At 55.4% G+C, this 17,795-nt stretch carries 15 protein-coding genes; 12 read left to right on the top strand and 3 right to left on the bottom strand.

Annotated features, from left to right (window positions below; all coding sequences use genetic code 11):
- Positions 1 to 102: 102 nt before the first annotated feature.
- Both SP99_RS25105 and SP99_RS16465 read right to left on the bottom strand, forming a co-directional pair.
- Positions 103 to 327: a hypothetical protein gene (locus SP99_RS25105; protein ID WP_010370232.1), complete on the bottom strand. Its 225-nt coding sequence runs from the start codon at positions 325 to 327 to the stop codon at positions 103 to 105.
- The gene (locus SP99_RS16465) at positions 324 to 539 is read right to left on the bottom strand and encodes a TraC family protein (protein WP_010370235.1); all 216 of its coding nucleotides are present in this window, start codon (positions 537 to 539) and stop codon (positions 324 to 326) included. The genes SP99_RS25105 and SP99_RS16465 overlap by 4 nt, the downstream gene beginning before the upstream one ends.
- A 556-nt stretch (positions 540 to 1,095) precedes the next feature.
- Between SP99_RS16465 and SP99_RS16460 the strand changes: the two genes are divergently transcribed.
- From SP99_RS16460 to SP99_RS23215, 5 genes are all read left to right on the top strand, one after another.
- A complete protein-coding gene (locus tag SP99_RS16460) occupies positions 1,096 to 1,461 on the top strand; it encodes a plasmid mobilization protein (protein ID WP_025998503.1) in 366 nt (121 codons plus the stop codon).
- A gap of 98 nt (positions 1,462 to 1,559) precedes the next feature.
- Positions 1,560 to 2,555, top strand: a complete 996-nt coding sequence (locus tag SP99_RS16455) for a PIN domain-containing protein (RefSeq protein WP_014594306.1) — start codon at positions 1,560 to 1,562, stop codon at positions 2,553 to 2,555.
- A gap of 149 nt (positions 2,556 to 2,704) precedes the next feature.
- Positions 2,705 to 5,359: a TrlF family AAA-like ATPase gene (locus SP99_RS16450; RefSeq protein ID WP_014594305.1), complete on the top strand. Its 2,655-nt coding sequence runs from the start codon at positions 2,705 to 2,707 to the stop codon at positions 5,357 to 5,359.
- A 36-nt stretch (positions 5,360 to 5,395) separates the two neighbouring features.
- Entirely contained in the window at positions 5,396 to 5,578 is a 183-nt protein-coding gene (locus tag SP99_RS16445) for a hypothetical protein (protein ID WP_047959220.1), read from the top strand.
- A gap of 222 nt (positions 5,579 to 5,800) precedes the next feature.
- Positions 5,801 to 7,072: a DUF5677 domain-containing protein gene (locus SP99_RS23215; protein ID WP_156167803.1), complete on the top strand. Its 1,272-nt coding sequence runs from the start codon at positions 5,801 to 5,803 to the stop codon at positions 7,070 to 7,072.
- Between the two features lie 131 nt (positions 7,073 to 7,203).
- On the opposite strand, the gene SP99_RS16435 is transcribed toward SP99_RS23215, so the two are convergent.
- The gene (locus SP99_RS16435) at positions 7,204 to 8,031 is read right to left on the bottom strand and encodes a MurR/RpiR family transcriptional regulator (RefSeq protein ID WP_047959219.1); all 828 of its coding nucleotides are present in this window, start codon (positions 8,029 to 8,031) and stop codon (positions 7,204 to 7,206) included.
- 291 nt (positions 8,032 to 8,322) lie between these two features.
- Between SP99_RS16435 and SP99_RS16430 the strand changes: the two genes are divergently transcribed.
- From SP99_RS16430 to SP99_RS16400, 7 genes are all read left to right on the top strand, one after another.
- Positions 8,323 to 9,828, top strand: a complete 1,506-nt coding sequence (locus tag SP99_RS16430; RefSeq protein ID WP_047959218.1) for a CoA-acylating methylmalonate-semialdehyde dehydrogenase — start codon at positions 8,323 to 8,325, stop codon at positions 9,826 to 9,828.
- 11 nt (positions 9,829 to 9,839) lie between these two features.
- Positions 9,840 to 11,765: a 3D-(3,5/4)-trihydroxycyclohexane-1,2-dione acylhydrolase (decyclizing) gene (gene iolD / locus SP99_RS16425; RefSeq protein WP_047959217.1), complete on the top strand. Its 1,926-nt coding sequence runs from the start codon at positions 9,840 to 9,842 to the stop codon at positions 11,763 to 11,765.
- A 300-nt stretch (positions 11,766 to 12,065) separates the two neighbouring features.
- Positions 12,066 to 13,052, top strand: coding sequence for an inositol 2-dehydrogenase (gene iolG, locus SP99_RS16420; RefSeq protein WP_045284575.1), 987 nt, complete (start codon positions 12,066 to 12,068; stop codon positions 13,050 to 13,052).
- A gap of 31 nt (positions 13,053 to 13,083) precedes the next feature.
- Positions 13,084 to 14,013, top strand: coding sequence for a sugar ABC transporter substrate-binding protein (locus tag SP99_RS16415; protein ID WP_025758918.1), 930 nt, complete (start codon positions 13,084 to 13,086; stop codon positions 14,011 to 14,013).
- 48 nt (positions 14,014 to 14,061) lie between these two features.
- Positions 14,062 to 15,609, top strand: a complete 1,548-nt coding sequence (locus SP99_RS16410) for a sugar ABC transporter ATP-binding protein (protein WP_047959216.1) — start codon at positions 14,062 to 14,064, stop codon at positions 15,607 to 15,609.
- Positions 15,610 to 15,620: 11 nt separating this feature from the next.
- A complete protein-coding gene (locus tag SP99_RS16405) occupies positions 15,621 to 16,649 on the top strand; it encodes an ABC transporter permease (protein ID WP_025758920.1) in 1,029 nt (342 codons plus the stop codon).
- An 8-nt stretch (positions 16,650 to 16,657) separates the two neighbouring features.
- A complete protein-coding gene (locus SP99_RS16400; RefSeq protein WP_047959215.1) occupies positions 16,658 to 17,791 on the top strand; it encodes a Gfo/Idh/MocA family protein in 1,134 nt (377 codons plus the stop codon).
- Positions 17,792 to 17,795: the final 4 nt, after the last annotated feature.

The following is a 17,795-nucleotide window of genomic DNA, read 5'->3' as shown; positions in this document are numbered from 1 at the left end:
TCTTAGAAGAGTTTTGAGGGGGAGGATAGTGTCCCGAAAACGTCTGTTTCGGGACAAAAAAATGCCCACCGAAGTGGGCTTTTGACAGGGCTGCGTGCGGTGTCAGTGAGCCGCGTAGTAAGGATTCTGAACGCGATAGAGGCAACGTTCCGTTTCAGGGATGTGCAGCGTCTCCAAGTGCCACTCTTCAAGTGAAGAAGCGAGCCGGGCGGCAATGCGCTGAGCCTCCACAACGTACCTATTAGATTGGCTGCTAGCTTGACCTAGGCAGGCTTGCAGTTCATTGAGTTGATCAGCCAGAGCACTTATGCGGTGAGTTGTCTTCATGGTCTATTCCCCTTGCTTATCCTTTCAACGATTCTGTCGAATTCTTCCCGGATCTGATCGTCCGTAAGCTCCAGATTAACTAATCCCGATTTTATTGCAATTCTCCCGATTCTTTCTGCTGCTTCATTGTCGAGTTTTGCAAGCCTCGCCTTAGCCATCTCTAGCTCAGAAAAAGCATCAGATCGGCGCTCAGAAAGAGTTTTCCTAGCCATTTTTCGTGCTCCTTTTTGGTGCCAATTAGGCCCTGCTCAGTTGTTGGAACACGGGCATTCTAGCGACCACAGGAATTCTTGACTATGTGAGGATCGGAGACGCTATAACCGAATCGTCGGAGCGGTATGTTGGCTTCAGGTCATGGCGTTCTCTTCCCTGCTTGCTCCGTCCATTTAAATTTTTCCGGCCAAGTGAATTCAAGGCAATTTTAGGCAACTTTAGGCAATTCACTCCTGAATTAAGGCAGCGCTAGGCAACTTAAGTAAACCGAACGAAATTCAAGGAAATTAAAAGCAACATGCCTTATCGAAGCGGCTATCAGAGTTAAATTTCTTTGAGTTGCGCTCAGACAGACGGCAAGATGTGTGTTGTGGGTCCACAGGCTACGCCTGTTCCCCCCAACACCGCCCCTTACTCACCTGCGGTTCGACGGCATCTTGCTCTGCGAGGCCCACCGTCGCTGCCGCGACCGAACATCAAAAGCCCGATGCGGCACCAAAGGAAAGGCGCGCTGCTGCGCCACCTGGCTGTCGCTCTGGCATGAGCGAGAGACGAATGGCAGAGAAGAAAAAGACGACGTACGGTACCCGGCCTCGGAACGAATACATCAAGGTCTTCGTGACCGAGGACGAGCGCGCCGAGCTGGTAGAGCGTGCCGCGCAAGCGGGCATGTCTCAGTCGGCGTTCCTGCGCGCCGTTGGTTTGAATGAGCCGATCCGCTCGGTTGTTGACCTGCAAGCCGTGGCCGACTTGGGCAAGGTCAATGGCGACCTTGGCCGAGTCGCTGGCTTGCTGAAACTTTGGCTTGCAGAGAAGCGCGGCCAAGGTGCGCGGCCGGTGGATGTTGAAGCGATGATGAACGACTTTCGCAGGCTGCAGGGTGATGTCCTCGCCATTATGGCGCGAGTCATCAAGTTATGACGTGAGTGATAATTAGAAATCGTCAAGGTTATTTAACAAAATCGGCTTGGTCGTTTTGCGCGCCGGTGAATCTTTGGAGAAATATATTGCACCTCATCATGCTCGATACCTGCGTTTGGCTTGATATTTCATCTCAGAAAGCGGAATTGCCTATGCTTGCTGCTCTAGAGCAATTGGTACAGGATGGTAGTATCAGAATTCTTCTTCCAGATTTAATACGTGTAGAGTACGAGCGAAATAAAGATAGGGTCATTGAGGCTACACGCAAGCGACTTGCAAATGAGTTTCGGGTAGTTAAATCTGCTGTTGAGTCTTTTGGTGGCCAAGGAAAAGATGCTGCGCTAAAAGCCTTGGATGATGTTAATCATCGGCTTCCAATAATTTCGGAGGCGACTCAGGGCACGGTAAATCGCGTTCTAAAACTTTTCGAAACTGCCCACAAAATTGCGGTCTCCGATAGCGCTAAAATCAAGGCAGCAGAGAGGGCGATCGCGAAGAAAGCGCCGTTTCATAAGCAGAAAAACAGTGTTGCCGACGCGGTATTGGCCGAGTTGTTTCTGGAGTTTAAAGTAGCACGCGCGAATGAGTACGAAACGTTCAGGTTCGTTACCCATAACGTCACAGATTTTTCCGGAAAAGATCATAGGCAGCCACACGAAGACTTTGCAGATATTTTCGACGGAAGCGCATCAATATTCTTTAACTCTACGAACTCTGCGATTGAAGATCTCCTCGATCTGGAAGAGTTTCATTATGAGAATAGCTTTGCCTGGGAGGATGAAACTCGCGGGCTTCAGGAAATAATTTCAGCGATGGACGAGTTGTTCGATAAGGTTTGGTACAACCGTCACATGAACATGATTTATCATTTAGATAATGGTGATATAGAGGTTGTTCCTTCTGGAACCGAGCGCTACGGCAATGATGTGATCCACGAAGACATCCTGAGCCAAGCAAAAATAGCAGCTCAACGGGTCAGAGAGAAGTACGAAGATACTGGGCCTTGGAGCGACTTTGAATGGGGGATGCTCAATGGGAAGCTTTCTGCCCTGCGATGGGTATTAGGTGACGAGTGGGATATGCTCGACACGTAAGGAGGGCTAGTGTCGCTTCTTATCCATAAAAATATCTGCCGATGTCTGAAGGATATAGGGCCTTCGTATCTGCTCTGGCGGCGCACATCGCGGCGGAGGCAGCGCGTTGGGGTTGATAGCTATCGAATTTAGGTAAAACAAGGAAGAGTATGAGCGATCAGTACACATCTGCGAAATTCTGGCGCTGCGCGCTCCAGGTCAATCCCGTCGGTTACAACGGCACCTATAGAGGAGCAGATCACGGGCTTGATGAGGCGGGGTATAACCAAGCACTCCTCCAGAAATGCCTTGAACTAGACATTAAAGTAGTTGGCGTGGCTGACCATGGCAGTGTGGCCAGCGTTAACGCATTGCGTGATGTTCTTCAACCCCACGGGATTGTGGTATTTCCCGGCTTTGAAATCGCCTCGAACGATAAGACTCATTACGTCTGCCTATTTTCCGAGGAGACGACGGGGCAGCAGCTAGAACGCTATCTTGGCAGGCTCGACCTGCTTGACCCTACAGATGGCGTTTGCCCGTCTCAATTGAGTTCCGAACAGCTGATCGATAAGGTCGATCAGCTCGGGGGCTTCATCTACGCTGCGCATTGCACGCAGGATAGTGGCGTATTGAAGAACCGTCTCAATCACGTATGGAAGCTACCTAAGCTGCGTTCGGCCCAGATTCCAGGGCCGGTAGATGACTTAATGGGGGTTGAAAGCGATTTTTACCGCAAGGTGCTGCTAAACAGGGACGATGCCTACCGCCGCGAGCGACTTATAGCTGTCATCAATGCCAAAGATGTCGCCAAGCCAGAAGACTTGGAGCAGCCTGGAGCCACTTGCCTCATCAAGATGACGCGGCCCAATTTTGCGGCGTTCAAGGTAGCTTTCCTTGACCCGGAGTCGCGAATCCGCTTGAACTCGCAGCAGGTCGAAAGTCCGATTGGCAAGGTGCTCCGCATGACTATCACGGGTGGGTACTTGGATGGTGTCCGCGTGGACTTCTCCGATCATCTCAACACCGTCATCGGAGGTCGAGGGACAGGTAAATCTACCTTGCTCGAATGTTTGCGTTACGCCTTGGACTTTCCACCCAAGGGCAGGCAGGCCCTGAAGCACCATCAAGAGATCATCAAGGAGAACCTTGGCCGGGCTGCTGGCCGATTAGAACTGATGGTGTTGTCGTCAGCTCAGAACGGCAGGCAGTACACAGTCTCACGGCGCTATGGTGAACCGCCGATTGTTCGTGACTTGGACGGCAACGTCTCGACACTTCTCCCGAGAGACTTGCTGCCTGGTATTGATATTTATGGACAGAACGAGATTTACGAGCTGGCTCAGGACGAAACCAGCCGCTTGCAGTTATTGGATCGCTTTCTTCCTCAGGACGGGGACTATGAGAGTAAGAGCACTGATGTTCATAGGCGCTTGACAGAAAACCAACGGAAGCTAGTGAAGTCCTTTTCCGACCTTGATGATGTGAAGGCGCAGGTGGATCGCCTACCGAAGTTGGAGGAGCAGCTACGTGGGTTTGAAGAACTTGGCATCAAGGAAAAGCTGGCAAAGACCTCGCTAATAGCGAGAGAGCGAGAGATTGCCAAGGGGGCTGCTGAAAGCGTGCGGTCTCTGCAAGACGCCCTTGCGGACTTTAGAAGCAGCATGCCCGACCTCGCCTTTATCAGTGATGAAGCTCTCGAAGGGCTACCTGACGTAGCTCAGCTGACAGCGGTGCGCACGACGCTGGAGGGGATCAGTCAAGTCTTCACCGGCCATCTGACATCCATGACGACGTTGTTGGATGAGGCGTCAGGCAAGCTTAACGTTCAGCAAGATGCTTGGCAGCAGGCCATCCAAGGACATGAGGTCGAACTGGAGAAGGCGCTTCGGACGCTTCCTTCGGCGGCGGGTAAAAGTGGGCAGGAAGTCGGTGCAGCCTATCAGCGGCTCATGGGTGATATCGAGCGCATAAAGCCTATGAAAGCAAAGCTGTCAACACACGAAGGCCAAGGCAATACTTTGAAGCAAGAGCGGCGCAACCTGTTGGCCGAACTGTCCGACCTACGGGGGCAGCGCATTCAGGCCCTACAAAAGGCTGCAAAACGCTTGAACAGGCGACTTCAAGGAAAACTCAAGGTCGAAATCGTGCCGGAGGCCGATCGCTCTCCGCTGCTGAATTTCCTGCTGGGTTGCAAGCTGGAAGGCGTTGGGGAAAAGCGATTGGCGTGGATCGAAGAGGCTGAGACGATCAGTCCGTTGTCGTTGGCTCAGTCGATCCAGAATCGTTCGGCCGATGTTCAACAGGAATGGGGTGTCACTCAGATGGTGGCCGAGGCCCTTACTAAACTCCAGCCATCGCAGCTCATGGAGCTAGAGGCACTGGAGCTAGATCATCGGGTAGACATTTCCCTAAACGTTGCACACGGTCAGGCTGACCCGGTATTCCGCCCATTGAGCAAACTATCTACTGGGCAGCAATGCACGGCGATATTGCACATGCTACTTCTGGAGAACGTCGACCCGTTAATCATGGATCAGCCGGAGGATAACTTAGACAATGCCTTCATCGCGGAACGAATCGTCACCGAGCTGAGGAGTGCCAAGACCAGTCGACAGTTCCTTTTTTCGACACACAACGCGAACATCCCTGTATTTGGTGACGCTGAGTGGATCGGTGTCTTTACCGCGGCTGAGAATTTGGGTTGCCTTGGCCTAGAGGCACAGGGATCAATTGATGTACCGATGATTCGTGATCAAGTTGCAAGCATCCTTGAAGGAGGGCGCGATGCATTCATTCAGCGTAAAGAAAAGTATGAATTTTGAGATGATGAGTTAGCGGACTGCAAGAGGGGGAACCATATGAAAGATGCATCGCATGATGCGGCCATGGTCAAGCTCTTCCGCGCAGACCCGACGTATGCGGCAGAATTGCTTGCTGAAGTTCGTCGCAATGGTGATCTAGCAGAGCTGGCCATTCTGTTACGTCAGATGACCATGGCTTTGGCAGGGGACGCTCGGTCAGATGATGTCGATACTCGATAACGGCCGAGCTCTACCTTTCCGATTTTATCATGGTATTTTTCATGGTCAATCACGTTGGATTTTTAGTAAGTTGCTGATTTTTATGGTTATTTTCTCGTTGTTTATGATAGAGTGGGAGTGAAATCATTTAAAACCCTCTATTTATAGAGGGTTTTTTTATGAACTAAAATTAAATCGTCTAATCTACTCAGCCTAAAAAATTTACTAGGTAGTCAGGTTGCTATGGGAAATAAAAAGTCGAAAAAACTTTGTCCTTGTGGTTCTGGTATAAATTTTAAGAATTGTTGTAAAAGTAAAAATTTTGAATTTGTAGAAGATAATGATGATTCTTATACAATAAAAATGCCTTTGAATCATGAAATGGTTTATATATTTGATGAATGTAAAAATCACTTTATTAGGGTTTTCGAAAGAGAGCCAGGAGAAGAAGATCCACTTTTTCTAGGACGCTATCTTTTTTCTGAAAGAGATGTGACAAGAGATGGTGTGGAGGCGATGCATAAAGCAGGGATTAATCCAGCAATTATTTATGCATATAAAAAGACAGGGTATCTTCTTGCCGAGGAAAATCTTGATAAATATACAGGGAAAGTGTTGCAGGAATGGGATAATGCTATTGATGAGTACAATCAATATGGCGGAGATCCTGCTGATTCTGAAGATTCTCGAAAGTTTGATGAAATTCTAAATTCTCTTTCAGAAGATATTGAATGTACGATTTATGCTATGGGCCTAGCAAATGATAAATTTCTAAACTCACTTCTTTATTCGAAAAACGATGAATTAAGCATGTTGTCAGTTGAACAATATCAAGCTCTATGTGTTTGTCGTGCCCATAAAACATTGCGAACTATATATACTTTAAAGGAGAAGCAATTCTCTGAAGATATAATTAAATTAACAAGGACGATTTATGAAAGTTACTTACACATACTCGTTGTTCAGCATGAGCCAAAAGCTATTTTTACGTTAGTCGATGCTGTTGTTGGGATGAAAAATGGCACATATGAATATAAAAAAAACGATAATGGTAAAGAAAATAGACGTATAAAAGTGAATGTCATAACTGGTGAGGAATATCCAGACCAAATTTCAAACTATAGAATGGCTGCTAGCTCAAAATGTAATGAAGATATTGAATTTTTTGATTATTTTTATACTCTTTCCTCTCAATTTATCCATCCTTCTATACTTTCGGTTGACGCTTATATTTCTGAGGTCGGATTTGATCCTGTAAAACCTCATATGGATGAAGAGGCAGTGATCTTTACAGCTCTGGTGGCTGCAATGGTACTCGATTGCATACCAAAGATGAATGGTTGTCCAACCCAAGTTGCTTTAGATTGTAAAACGATAGTTAGCAGAATAAGAAATAATATTTTGACACTAATTAATATTTTTGATGTTTGGATTAATAGGACAGGTGCTTCCAAATCTGAATTGGAAATTATAAAGCAAAGGTGCAATATTCTTTCAAATTTTTCTGAAAGATGAATTATGTGGATGTAAAATACGATAATAATTAATGCATTCTTTTTTCGCTTAAATCAGACGTTAAGTTTGCGATTAAAATTTAGGCCCCTTTAAAATGAGGGGCTTTTTTTATATCATTTTGTCAACGGAATTTACTTTTCACCCAACCTATACGCCAGCGCCACCACCAGCGACTGCACCAGACACAGCGTCGCCGACTGAGATCGAAACGCATCCACCTGCGCCTCTTTCACCACAAAGCAGAGATCGCTGAATGTCGCCAGGGGGCTTATCTGGCTGTCCGTAATCACAATCTGCTGCGCGCCGACGCTGGCGGCAGTTTCGCTGACCATCACCGTCTCTTCCGCGTATGGCGAGAAGCTGATCGACACCACAATGTCGCGCGCCTTAATGCGGCTGATCTGCTCGCGCAGCATCCCGCCCATGCCGTCGAGCAGAATCGGGCGACATTCGAGGTGACTCAGGGCGTAGGTCAGATACGCGGCGACGCTAAAAGAGCGGCGCAGACCGGCGATGTAGATGGTGTCGGCCTCGGCCAGCAGCTGTACCGCGCGCTCCAGCATCTCCGGCTCGGCGCGGGCGGCCAGCTGCTGCAGCGCCTGCGCGTTTGAACGGGCGAACTCCTGCAGGATATCGAGCGGCGTTTCCGGCACAGCCTCGCTCTCCATCTCTCGGAACAGCCGGGCGCGGTCACTGTAGCTGGCGGTCTCCTCCACCAGGTTCATGCGAAACAGCTGTTTCATTTCGTTGAAGCCGGTGAAGTCAAAGGCGTTGGCAAAGCGGATCAGCGTCGACGGCGGCACGTCGGCGCGCTCGGCAATGACGGCAACCGTATCAAACGCCACACTGTTCGTATTATCCAGCACATAGCGGGAGACCTGCTGCAGCCTCTTGCTCAGGCTATCGTAGCGATCGCGGATTTGCTGCTGCAGTTCGTTCAGGCTGGTTGCTGTCGTCATGTTATCCCCCAAATACAGTCTTATGATTCTAAACGCAAAACCGCGTCTTTTAAATGTCGGCCATCCATCTGGCAGCAAAAATGAAACAGAAGCTTCAGTCATTTCCTCGCCCGAAATCCCTTAATAGCGCACGCGGCGTCAGTGATGCTGGCTGTTAACATAAAAATCCATCCTTGATCACAATAATCATCATTTATTTTATTTCAACTTAAAATGGAATATTTGTTTCATATATAGTGTTCAGTACACAGTGTTCAGGTCAAGTCACGTATCAACAGCGAGAGGTTAAGGATGGAGACGGTAGCGAATTTTATTCACGGCGAATGTGTCACCGGTTCAGGCCAGCGCGTTCAGGCGATCTTCAACCCGGCCACCGGCGAGCAGATCCGCCAGGTGGTGATGAGTACGGCACAGGAAACGGAGCAAGCGATTGCCGCCGCGCAGCAGGCGTTTCCGGCGTGGGCGCGCCATGCTCCGCTTAAGCGCGCACGCGTGATGTTCCGCTTCAAGGCGCTGCTGGAAGAGAATATGGAGCGCCTGGCCCGCCTCATCAGCGAAGAGCATGGCAAGGTCTTCTCCGATGCGGTGGGCGAACTGACCCGCGGCCTGGAAGTGGTGGAATTTTCCTGCGGCATTCCGCATCTGCAAAAGGGTGAACACTCGGCGAACGTCGGTACCGGCGTTGACAGCCACTCGCTGATGCAGCCGCTCGGGGTCTGCGCCGGGATCACGCCGTTTAACTTCCCGGCGATGGTGCCGATGTGGATGTTCCCGATTGCGCTGGCGACCGGCAACACCTTCGTGCTGAAGCCGTCGGAAAAAGACCCTTCGCTGGCGCTGGCACTGGCGCAGCTGCTGAAAGAGGCTGGCCTGCCGGACGGCGTGTTCAACGTGGTGCAGGGTGACAAGGAGTCCGTCGACGTGCTCCTGACTGACCCGCGGGTGCAGGCGGTTAGCTTTGTCGGCTCCACGCCGATTGCCGAATACATTTACCAGACCGCGTCTGCCCACGGGAAGCGCTGTCAGGCGCTGGGCGGGGCGAAAAACCACTGCATTTTAATGCCGGATGCCGACATGGAGATGGCGACCAACGCCATTATGGGCGCGGCCTACGGTGCGGCAGGCGAGCGCTGCATGGCGCTCTCGGTGGTGCTGGCGGTGGGGGATAAAGCCGCCGATGAGCTCTGCGCCCGGCTGGAAAAACAGATTGCCGCGCTGCGCGTTGGGCCGGGTCTGGACCAGAAGCCGGAGAACGAAATGGGGCCGCTCATCTCCTCCGCGCACCGCAGCAAGGTGCTGGGCTATATCGACAGCGGGGAAGCGCAGGGGGCGACGCTTCGCGTGGACGGTCGCGGCTTCAGCGTGAAGGGCCACGAGCAGGGCTATTTTGTCGGGCCGACGCTGTTCGATAACGTCACCCCGGAGATGACCATCTATAAAGAAGAGATTTTTGGTCCGGTGCTTTCTGTGGTGCGCGTAGCAGATTATGCCAGCGCGGTGGATCTGATTAACCGCCATGAATATGGTAATGGCTCGGCCATTTTCACCCGTGACGGCGGCTGCGCACGCCGCTTCTGCGAAGAGGTGCAGGCGGGTATGGTGGGCGTCAACGTGCCGATCCCGGTGCCGATGGCATTCCACAGCTTCGGCGGCTGGAAGCGCTCGATTTTTGGCGCGCTCAACGTTCATGGCAACGACGGCGTGCGTTTCTACACCCGAATGAAAACCATCACCGCGCGCTGGCCGGAAATGCAGCAGGAGACCGGCGCGGCGTTCTCCATGCCGACGCTGGGCTGACAGGAGGTGTTATGCAAACCGAACGAATGACCATGGCCCAGGCGCTGGTCAGATTTCTTAACCAACAGTACGTCAGCGTTGACGGCAACGAAACGCCCTTCGTGGAGGGCGTCGCCACTATCTTTGGACACGGCAACGTGCTCGGTATCGGCCAGGCGCTGGAGCAGGATCCCGGCCATCTGCAGGTGATGCAGGGCTGCAACGAGCAGGGCATCGCCCACATGGCGACGGGATTCGCCAGACAGCACCGTCGTCAGCGCATTTTCGCCGTCACCTCCTCCGTCGGGCCGGGGGCCGCCAATATGATCACCGCCGCGGCGACCGCTACGGCAAACCGCATTCCGCTGTTGCTGCTGCCAGGAGACATCTACGCCAGCCGCCAGCCGGACCCGGTGCTGCAGCAGATTGAGCAGTATCACGATCTCAGCATCAGCACTAACGACTGCTTCCGTCCGGTCTCTCGCTATTGGGACCGTATCAACCGCCCGGAGCAATTAATGAGCGCGATGCTAAACGCGATGCGAACGCTTACTGACCCGGCAGATACCGGTGCGGTGACAATTTGCCTGCCGCAGGACGTGCAAGGGGAAGCCTGGGATTACCCGCTGAGCTTCTTTGCGCGTCGCGTGCATCACATCGAGCGTCGTCCGCCGGACCCGCAGCGTCTGGCGCAGGCGCGGGCGCTGATCGCCCGTAAACGTCGGCCGCTGGTGGTGTGCGGCGGCGGTGTGCGCTATTCCGGCGCGCATGAGGCGTTTCGCGAATTTGTCGAGACGCTGCAGCTGCCGTTTGCTGAAACCCAGGCCGGAAAGGGGGCGTTGGTAAGTGACCACCCACTTAATCTGGGTGGGGTGGGCGTGACGGGCGGAATGGCGGCCAACCAGCTCGCGCCGCAGGCCGACCTGGTGATCGGCATCGGCACGCGCCTGACCGACTTTACCACCGGCTCCAAGGCGCTCTTTTGCCATCCGGACGTGGAATTTTTGCTGCTGAACGTGGCCGAGTTTGATGCCCTGAAGCTGGACGCCACCGCGCTGATTGCCGATGCCCAAACCGGGCTGCAGGCCTTAACCCACGCGCTCGGGGAGTACCGCAGCGGCTGGGGAGAGGCGATCGTTCAGGCGAAATCCACCTGGCGCGACGAGTGCCGCCGCCTGTGGGATCGCCAGTGGCGTCCTGACGACGCGCCTGAAGTGGCAGGGCATCTCGATGCGCAACTGGCGGAGTACGGCGAGACGCTCAACACCCGCCTGACCCAGACGCGGGTGCTGGGGCTCATCAACCAGCATGTGGAAGATAACGCCATCGTGGTGGGGGCGGCTGGATCGCTGCCGGGAGATTTACAGCGCCTCTGGCAGGTCAAAACGCCTGACACCTACCATCTGGAGTACGGCTACTCCTGCATGGGCTACGAGATTGCGGCAGCCATTGGCGCGAAGCTCGCCCGACCCGGGCAGCCGGTGTACGCCATGGTTGGGGATGGCTCCTACATGATGCTGCACTCCGAGTTGCAAACCGCGGTGCAGGAGGGCATTAAGATCACCGTTCTGCTGTTTGATAACGCTAGCTTCGGCTGCATCAACAACCTGCAGATGGGGCACGGCATGGGCAGCTTTGGCACGGAAAACCGCCATCGCAATCCGGAAACCGGGCAGCTTGACGGGCCGCTGGTGAAGGTCGATTTTGCGCAAAACGCGGAAAGCTACGGCTGTCACGCGTGGCGGGTGAACGATGAGCAAAGCCTGCTGGCGGCGCTGGAGGCGTCCCGCGCGCATCCTGGCCCCACGCTGCTCGACATCAAGGTGCTGCCAAAGACCATGACCCACGATTACGCCTCCTGGTGGCGCACCGGTGATGCGCAGGTGGCGGCGTCACCTGCCGTGCGCGAAGCCGCGGAGCAAACGCAGGTGCAGGTGAAAAAAGCCCGTCAGTATTAAGTTTTTCCATCGTAACGAAATTTTCATTTCATTTTCCCCTCACCCTAACCCTCTCCCCAAAGGGGAGAGGGGAGGGTTTGGTGCAGTTTTTTCTCCCTCGCTCCTTTGGGGAGAGGGCCGGGGTGAGGGGTGAGCTGCTCCGTCTTCCATGTTGTGAGATTGATAACAGAATTTATCTCATTCATCTCAAAAGTGTTAACCCACGCTCAAAAACATAATTTTCACTATTTATAAAAATGAAATAAATGTTTTATTTATAGGGTCGTTAGTTCACAGCATTCACCAACACCGGGAGCCGTTATGTTTAACATTGCTTTACTGGGCGCTGGCCGAATTGGCCAGGTACATGCAGCTAACATCGCCAGCCACAGCGCGACCACGCTCTGGTCCGTGGTTGACCCGAATCAGGAATTTGCCACCCGTCTCGCCACGCAGTATCAGGCCCGCCAGCAGAGCCTGACTGAAGCGATGACCGACCCTAACGTTCATGCCGTGCTGATTGCCTCTGCCACCGACACCCACGCGGACCTGATTGAAATGGCCGCCCGCCACGGCAAGGCCATCTTCTGTGAAAAGCCGGTACACCTCGACCTTGCCCGCGTGCGCGACTGCCTGAAGGTGGTCAAAGAGTACGACGTGCCGCTGTTCATTGGCTTTAACCGCCGCTTTGACCCGCAGTTCCGCCGCGTGAAAACCGAGGCTCAGGCCGGGCGCATCGGCAAGCCGGAATCACTGCTCATTATCTCCCGCGATCCGTCTCCGCCGCCTGCGGAGTACGTGCGCGTCTCCGGCGGCATGTTCCGCGATATGACCATCCACGACTTTGACATGGCGCGCTTCATTATGGGGGAAGAGCCGGTGTCGGTGTATGCCCAGGGCAGCAACCTGGTGGATCCGGCGATTGGCGAGGCGGGAGATATCGATACCGCGTTTATCGTTCTGAAATACGCCTCCGGCGCGATGGCGACCATCGTCAACAGCCGCCGCTCCTCGTATGGCTATGACCAGCGCCTGGAGCTGCACGGCTCCGAAGGGCTGCTGTGCGCGGGCAACATTCTGGAAAACCAGGTGCAGCACTACGGCAAACAGGGCTGCACCAGCGCGCTGCCGGAACACTTCTTCCTGCAGCGCTACAAATCCGCTTACGCCGCGGAATGGGAACACTTTGTCGCGGTCCTGCGCGGCGAAGCGGTACCTGACTGCAGCGGCGATGATGGTGAACGTGCGCTGTACCTCGCGGATAAAGCGCTGGAATCGCTGCGAAGCCAGCGCGAGATCGTCCTCTAAACACAACCACCCTACACAGAGAGACATAATAATGAAAAAACTGATCGTAGCCGCCCTCATCGCCATGACATCCGGGGCCGCCTTCGCCGAAAACGAGCAAATTGTTTTCAGTACCCCAAACCTGGCCATGCCGTTTGAAGTTCACATGCAGCGCACGGCGGTGAAAGCCGCAAAAGAGATGGGCGTTAAGCTTCAGGTGCTGGACGGCCAGGGCAGCTCGCCAAAACAGGTGGCTGACCTGGAAAATGCCATTACCCGCGGGGCTCAGGGCTTTATCGTCTCCCCGAATGACGTCAACGCGGTCTCAAGCGCAGTGGATGAAATTCAGGATGCGAAGCTGCCGGTCGTCACCCTTGACCGCTCCGTCGACAGCCAGAAAAAAGTGCCGCACTTCGGCGCCAACAACTACAAGGGCGGCCAGGCGATTGGCGATTTTGTAAAAACCAAATTCCCCGACGGCGCGGAGATCATTCTGCTGACCGGCCAGCCGGGCTCTTCCTCCAACATTGAACGCACCAAAGGGATCCGCGACAGCCTGAAGGCGGGCGGGGATAAGTACAAGATCGTCGCCGATCAGACCGGTAACTGGATGCGTTCAGAAGGGATGCGCATCGTGGAAAGCGTTCTGCCTTCGCTGCCGAAACGCCCGCAGGTGATCCTCTCCGCCAATGATGATATGGCGCTGGGGGCGATTGAAGCCCTGCAGAGCCAGGGCGTGAAGCCGGGTGAAATTCTGGTCACCGGCTTTGACGCGGTGCCGGAAGCGCTGGCCCGCGTGCGCGACGGCTGGCTGGCGGTAACGGCGGATCAGCGTCCGGGCTTCGCGGTGCAGACGGCGATGAGCCAGCTGGTGGCGAACGTGCGTGAGAAGAAAGCCATCACCGGGGCCGACTACCCGCCGACGCTGATCACCAAAGAGAACCTGCAGCAGGCTGAGCGGATCGGTGAGGCCGGTAACTAATATGTCCCGAGCCGCCTCTGGCGGCTCATCATGAGGAGGAGCAGACCGATGTCGCAACCCTTACTGAAAGTGACCGACCTGGCAAAAAGCTTTTCCGGCGTCTGGGCGCTGAGCAGCGCCCAGCTGACCGTCGGCAGCGGAGAAATTCACGCCCTGCTGGGGGAAAACGGGGCGGGAAAATCGACGCTGCTGAAAGCGCTTGCGGGTGCGCAGCCGCAAACCCGCGGGGAAATCTGGTTTAACGGCGAAACGTTGCCGGTGGATGACTCCCCGGTGGAGCGCCAGAACAAGGGCATTATCACTATCTATCAGGAATTCAACCTGCTGCCCAATATGACCGTAGCGGAAAACATGTTTCTCGGGCGCGAACCGCGCAAGCGTAACCTGATCGTCGACGAAAAGGCGGTGAACCAGGAGGCGCAGGTCATTCTCGATTACCTGCAGCTGAACGTCGCCCCGACCACGCCCGTCGCCCGTCTGAGCGTGGCGCAGCAGCAGATGGTGGAGATCGCCCGGGCGCTGACCCTCAACGCCCGCTTAATCATTATGGACGAACCGTCCGCCGCGCTGAGCGACAGTGAGGTGGAAAGCCTGCACCGCGTGGTGCGGGAGCTTAAAACCCGCGGCGTGAGCATTATCTATGTCACCCACCGTCTGCACGAAGTGTTCCAGCTTTGCGATCGCTTCACCGTTTTCCAGGACGGCCGCTTCACCGGCACCGGCGCGGTGGCGGAGACCAACGTCGAACAGCTGATCCGCCTGATGGTCGGACGCGATGTGGCCTTTAACCGTCGTCCCGCCAGTGAAACCCACCATGAGGACAAACCCGTTCGCCTGGCGGTGAAGGGGCTGAGCCGTGAAAAGCCGCCGCTGGATCCGCACGGTATCGCCCTGCACGACATCAGCTTCCATGTCCACGCCGGGGAGGTGTTAGGCATTGCCGGGCTGGTGGGGGCCGGGCGTACCGAAGTGGCGCGCTGCCTGTTTGGCGCAGACGCGTTTACCTCGGGCAGCTTTGAGCTGGACGGCGTGCCGTACCAGCCGCGCGACCCGCTGTATGCCCTCGAACAGGGCGTGGCGCTGGTACCGGAAGACCGTAAAAAAGAGGGGGCGGTGCTGGGGCTGTCGATTCGCGACAACCTGTCGCTCTCCTGCCTCTCCTCGCTGCTGCACTGGCGCTGGTTCGTGAACACCCGCAAAGAGGACGATCTGATTGAGTCCTACCGCCAGGCGCTGCAGATCAAAATGGTCAACAGCGCGCAGGAGGTGCGCAAGCTCTCCGGCGGTAACCAGCAAAAAGTGATCCTCGCGCGCTGCATGGCGCTCAACCCGCGGGTGCTGATCGTTGATGAGCCGACGCGCGGCATTGACGTGGGAACCAAATCAGAAGTGCACCAGGTGCTGTTTGACATGGCGAAAAAGGGCGTGGCGGTGATTGTGATCTCCTCCGATCTGCCTGAAGTGATGGCGGTTTCCGACAGGATCATCACCCTGAGTGAAGGCCGGGTCACCGGTGAGATCCATGGCGATGAGGCCAATGAAGAGCGGCTGATGACGATGATGGCCATCAACCACAACGCCCTGAACGCGGCATAACGGAGTAACTCATGACGCAGATGATTTCTAAAACGCAGGTCCCGGTTAAACGTGCCGGACGCATCGATCCCATCGCCTTCTTCGAGCGCTTTGGGGTGCTGATTTTCATGATCCTGCTGCTGATCTTCTTCCAGTCGCAGAACAGCAATTTTTTCTCTGAACGCAATATTTTCAACATTCTGACCGAAGTATCCATCTACGGGATCATGGCCGTGGGGATGACCTTCGTCATCCTTACCGCCGGGATCGACCTCTCCGTCGGCTCCATTCTGGCAGTGTGCGCCATGACCGCGGCGTACGTGATTAAGGGCGACAACTTCACCACCGTCGACCCGAACGCCTGGGGCGGCATGAGCTGGCTGATTGGCCTTGGGATCTGCCTGGCGATGGGCACGGCGATTGGCTTCCTGCACGGTCTGGGCGTCACCCGCCTGCGCCTGCCGCCGTTCATTGTCACCCTCGGCGGGATGACCATCTGGCGCGGCCTGACGCTGGTAATTAATGACGGCGCGCCGATTGCCGGTTTCGATCAGGGCTACCGCTGGTGGGGACGCGGGGAGCTGCTCGGCATCTCCATTCCAATCTGGATTTTTGCCATCGTCGCCGTCGGCGGCTATCTGGCGCTGCATAAAACCCGCTGGGGCCGCTTCGTCTACGCCATTGGCGGCAACCCGGAGGCGGCGCGCCTGGCGGGGGTGAACGTCAGGCGCGTGCTGGTCAGCGTCTACGTGCTGATTGGCTGTCTGGCGGGGCTGGCGGGCTTCATCCTCAGCGCACGTCTGGGGAGCGCCGAGGCGGTGGCCGGGATCTCCTTCGAGCTGCGCGTCATCGCCTCGGTGGTGATTGGCGGCACCTCGCTGATGGGCGGCTACGGGCGCATCGGCGGCACCATTATCGGCTCCATCATAATGGGTATTCTGATTAACGGCCTGGTGCTGATGAACGTCTCGGCCTACTACCAGCAGATTATCACCGGATTAATTATCGTTCTGGCGGTGGCGTTTGACACCTACGCCAAGAGCCGTCGCGGCGCACTGTGAGGATCACGATGAAAGAGGTTCGTATTGGATTGATTGGCACCGGGTATATCGGCAAGGCGCATGCCATCGCCTATGCCCAGGCCCCGACGGTGTTCAACCTGCGCGGCAGGCTGGTGCGCGAGATGGTGGCGGAAGTCACGCCGGAGCTGGCGGCAGCGCGCGCCCAGGCGTTTGGCTTCAACCGCTCAACCGGAGACTGGCGGGTGCTGGTGGCCGACCCGGCCATTGACGTGGTGGATATTTGTTCCCCCAACCACCTGCATAAAGAGATGGCGCTGGAAGCGATCCGCCACGGCAAGCACGTCTACTCCGAGAAGCCGCTGGCGCTCAATGCCCACGACGCGCGCGAGATGGTCGACGCCGCGAAGCGGGCAGGGGTGAAAACGCTGGTGGGGTTCAACTACATGAAAAACCCGACGGCGCAGCTGGCGAAAGAGATTATCGCCCGCGGCGAGATTGGCGAAGTGATCCACTTCTACGGTACCCACAACGAAGACTATATGGCCGACCCGCTTTCGCCGATCCACTGGCACTGCTTCAAAGAGACCGCCGGGCTGGGGGCGCTGGGCGACCTCGCGGCGCATATCGTCAACATGGCCCAGTACCTGGTGGGGGAGATTGAGCAGGTTTGCGGTGATTTAAAAATCGTGGTTCCGGAACGCCCGGCGAAAGCCGGTTCGTCGGAGATGATCGCCGTGGAAAATGAGGATCAGGCCCACGCGATGGTGCGCTTCGCGGGCGGGGCACAGGGCGTTATTGAGACCTCCCGCGTCGCCTGCGGGCGCAAGATGGGGCTCTCATATGTGATCACCGGGACGAAAGGTGCCATCAGTTTCACCCAGGAGCGCATGGCGGAGCTGAAGCTCTATCTGCATGACGATCCGGTGAACCGTCAGGGGTTCCGCACCCTGCTCGTCGGCCCCGCACACCCGGACTATGGCGCGTTCTGCATGGGGGCGGGCCACGGGATTGGCTTTAACGATCAAAAAACGGTGGAGGTGCGCGACCTGGTGGACGGGATAGCCGCCGACGCGCCGATGTGGCCGGACTTCGAAGAGGGCTGGAAGGTGTCGCGCGTGCTGGACGCGATTGCGCTCTCGCACCTGCAGGGCCGCTGGCTGAACGTGAACGACATTGTCTGATGAG

The organism is Enterobacter sp. BIDMC92, from assembly GCF_001030225.1.
Lineage (GTDB): Bacteria > Pseudomonadota > Gammaproteobacteria > Enterobacterales > Enterobacteriaceae > Enterobacter > Enterobacter sichuanensis.
Note: the sequence above shows the minus strand (reverse complement) of the source record. Positions and strands in the feature narration are given on the sequence as shown.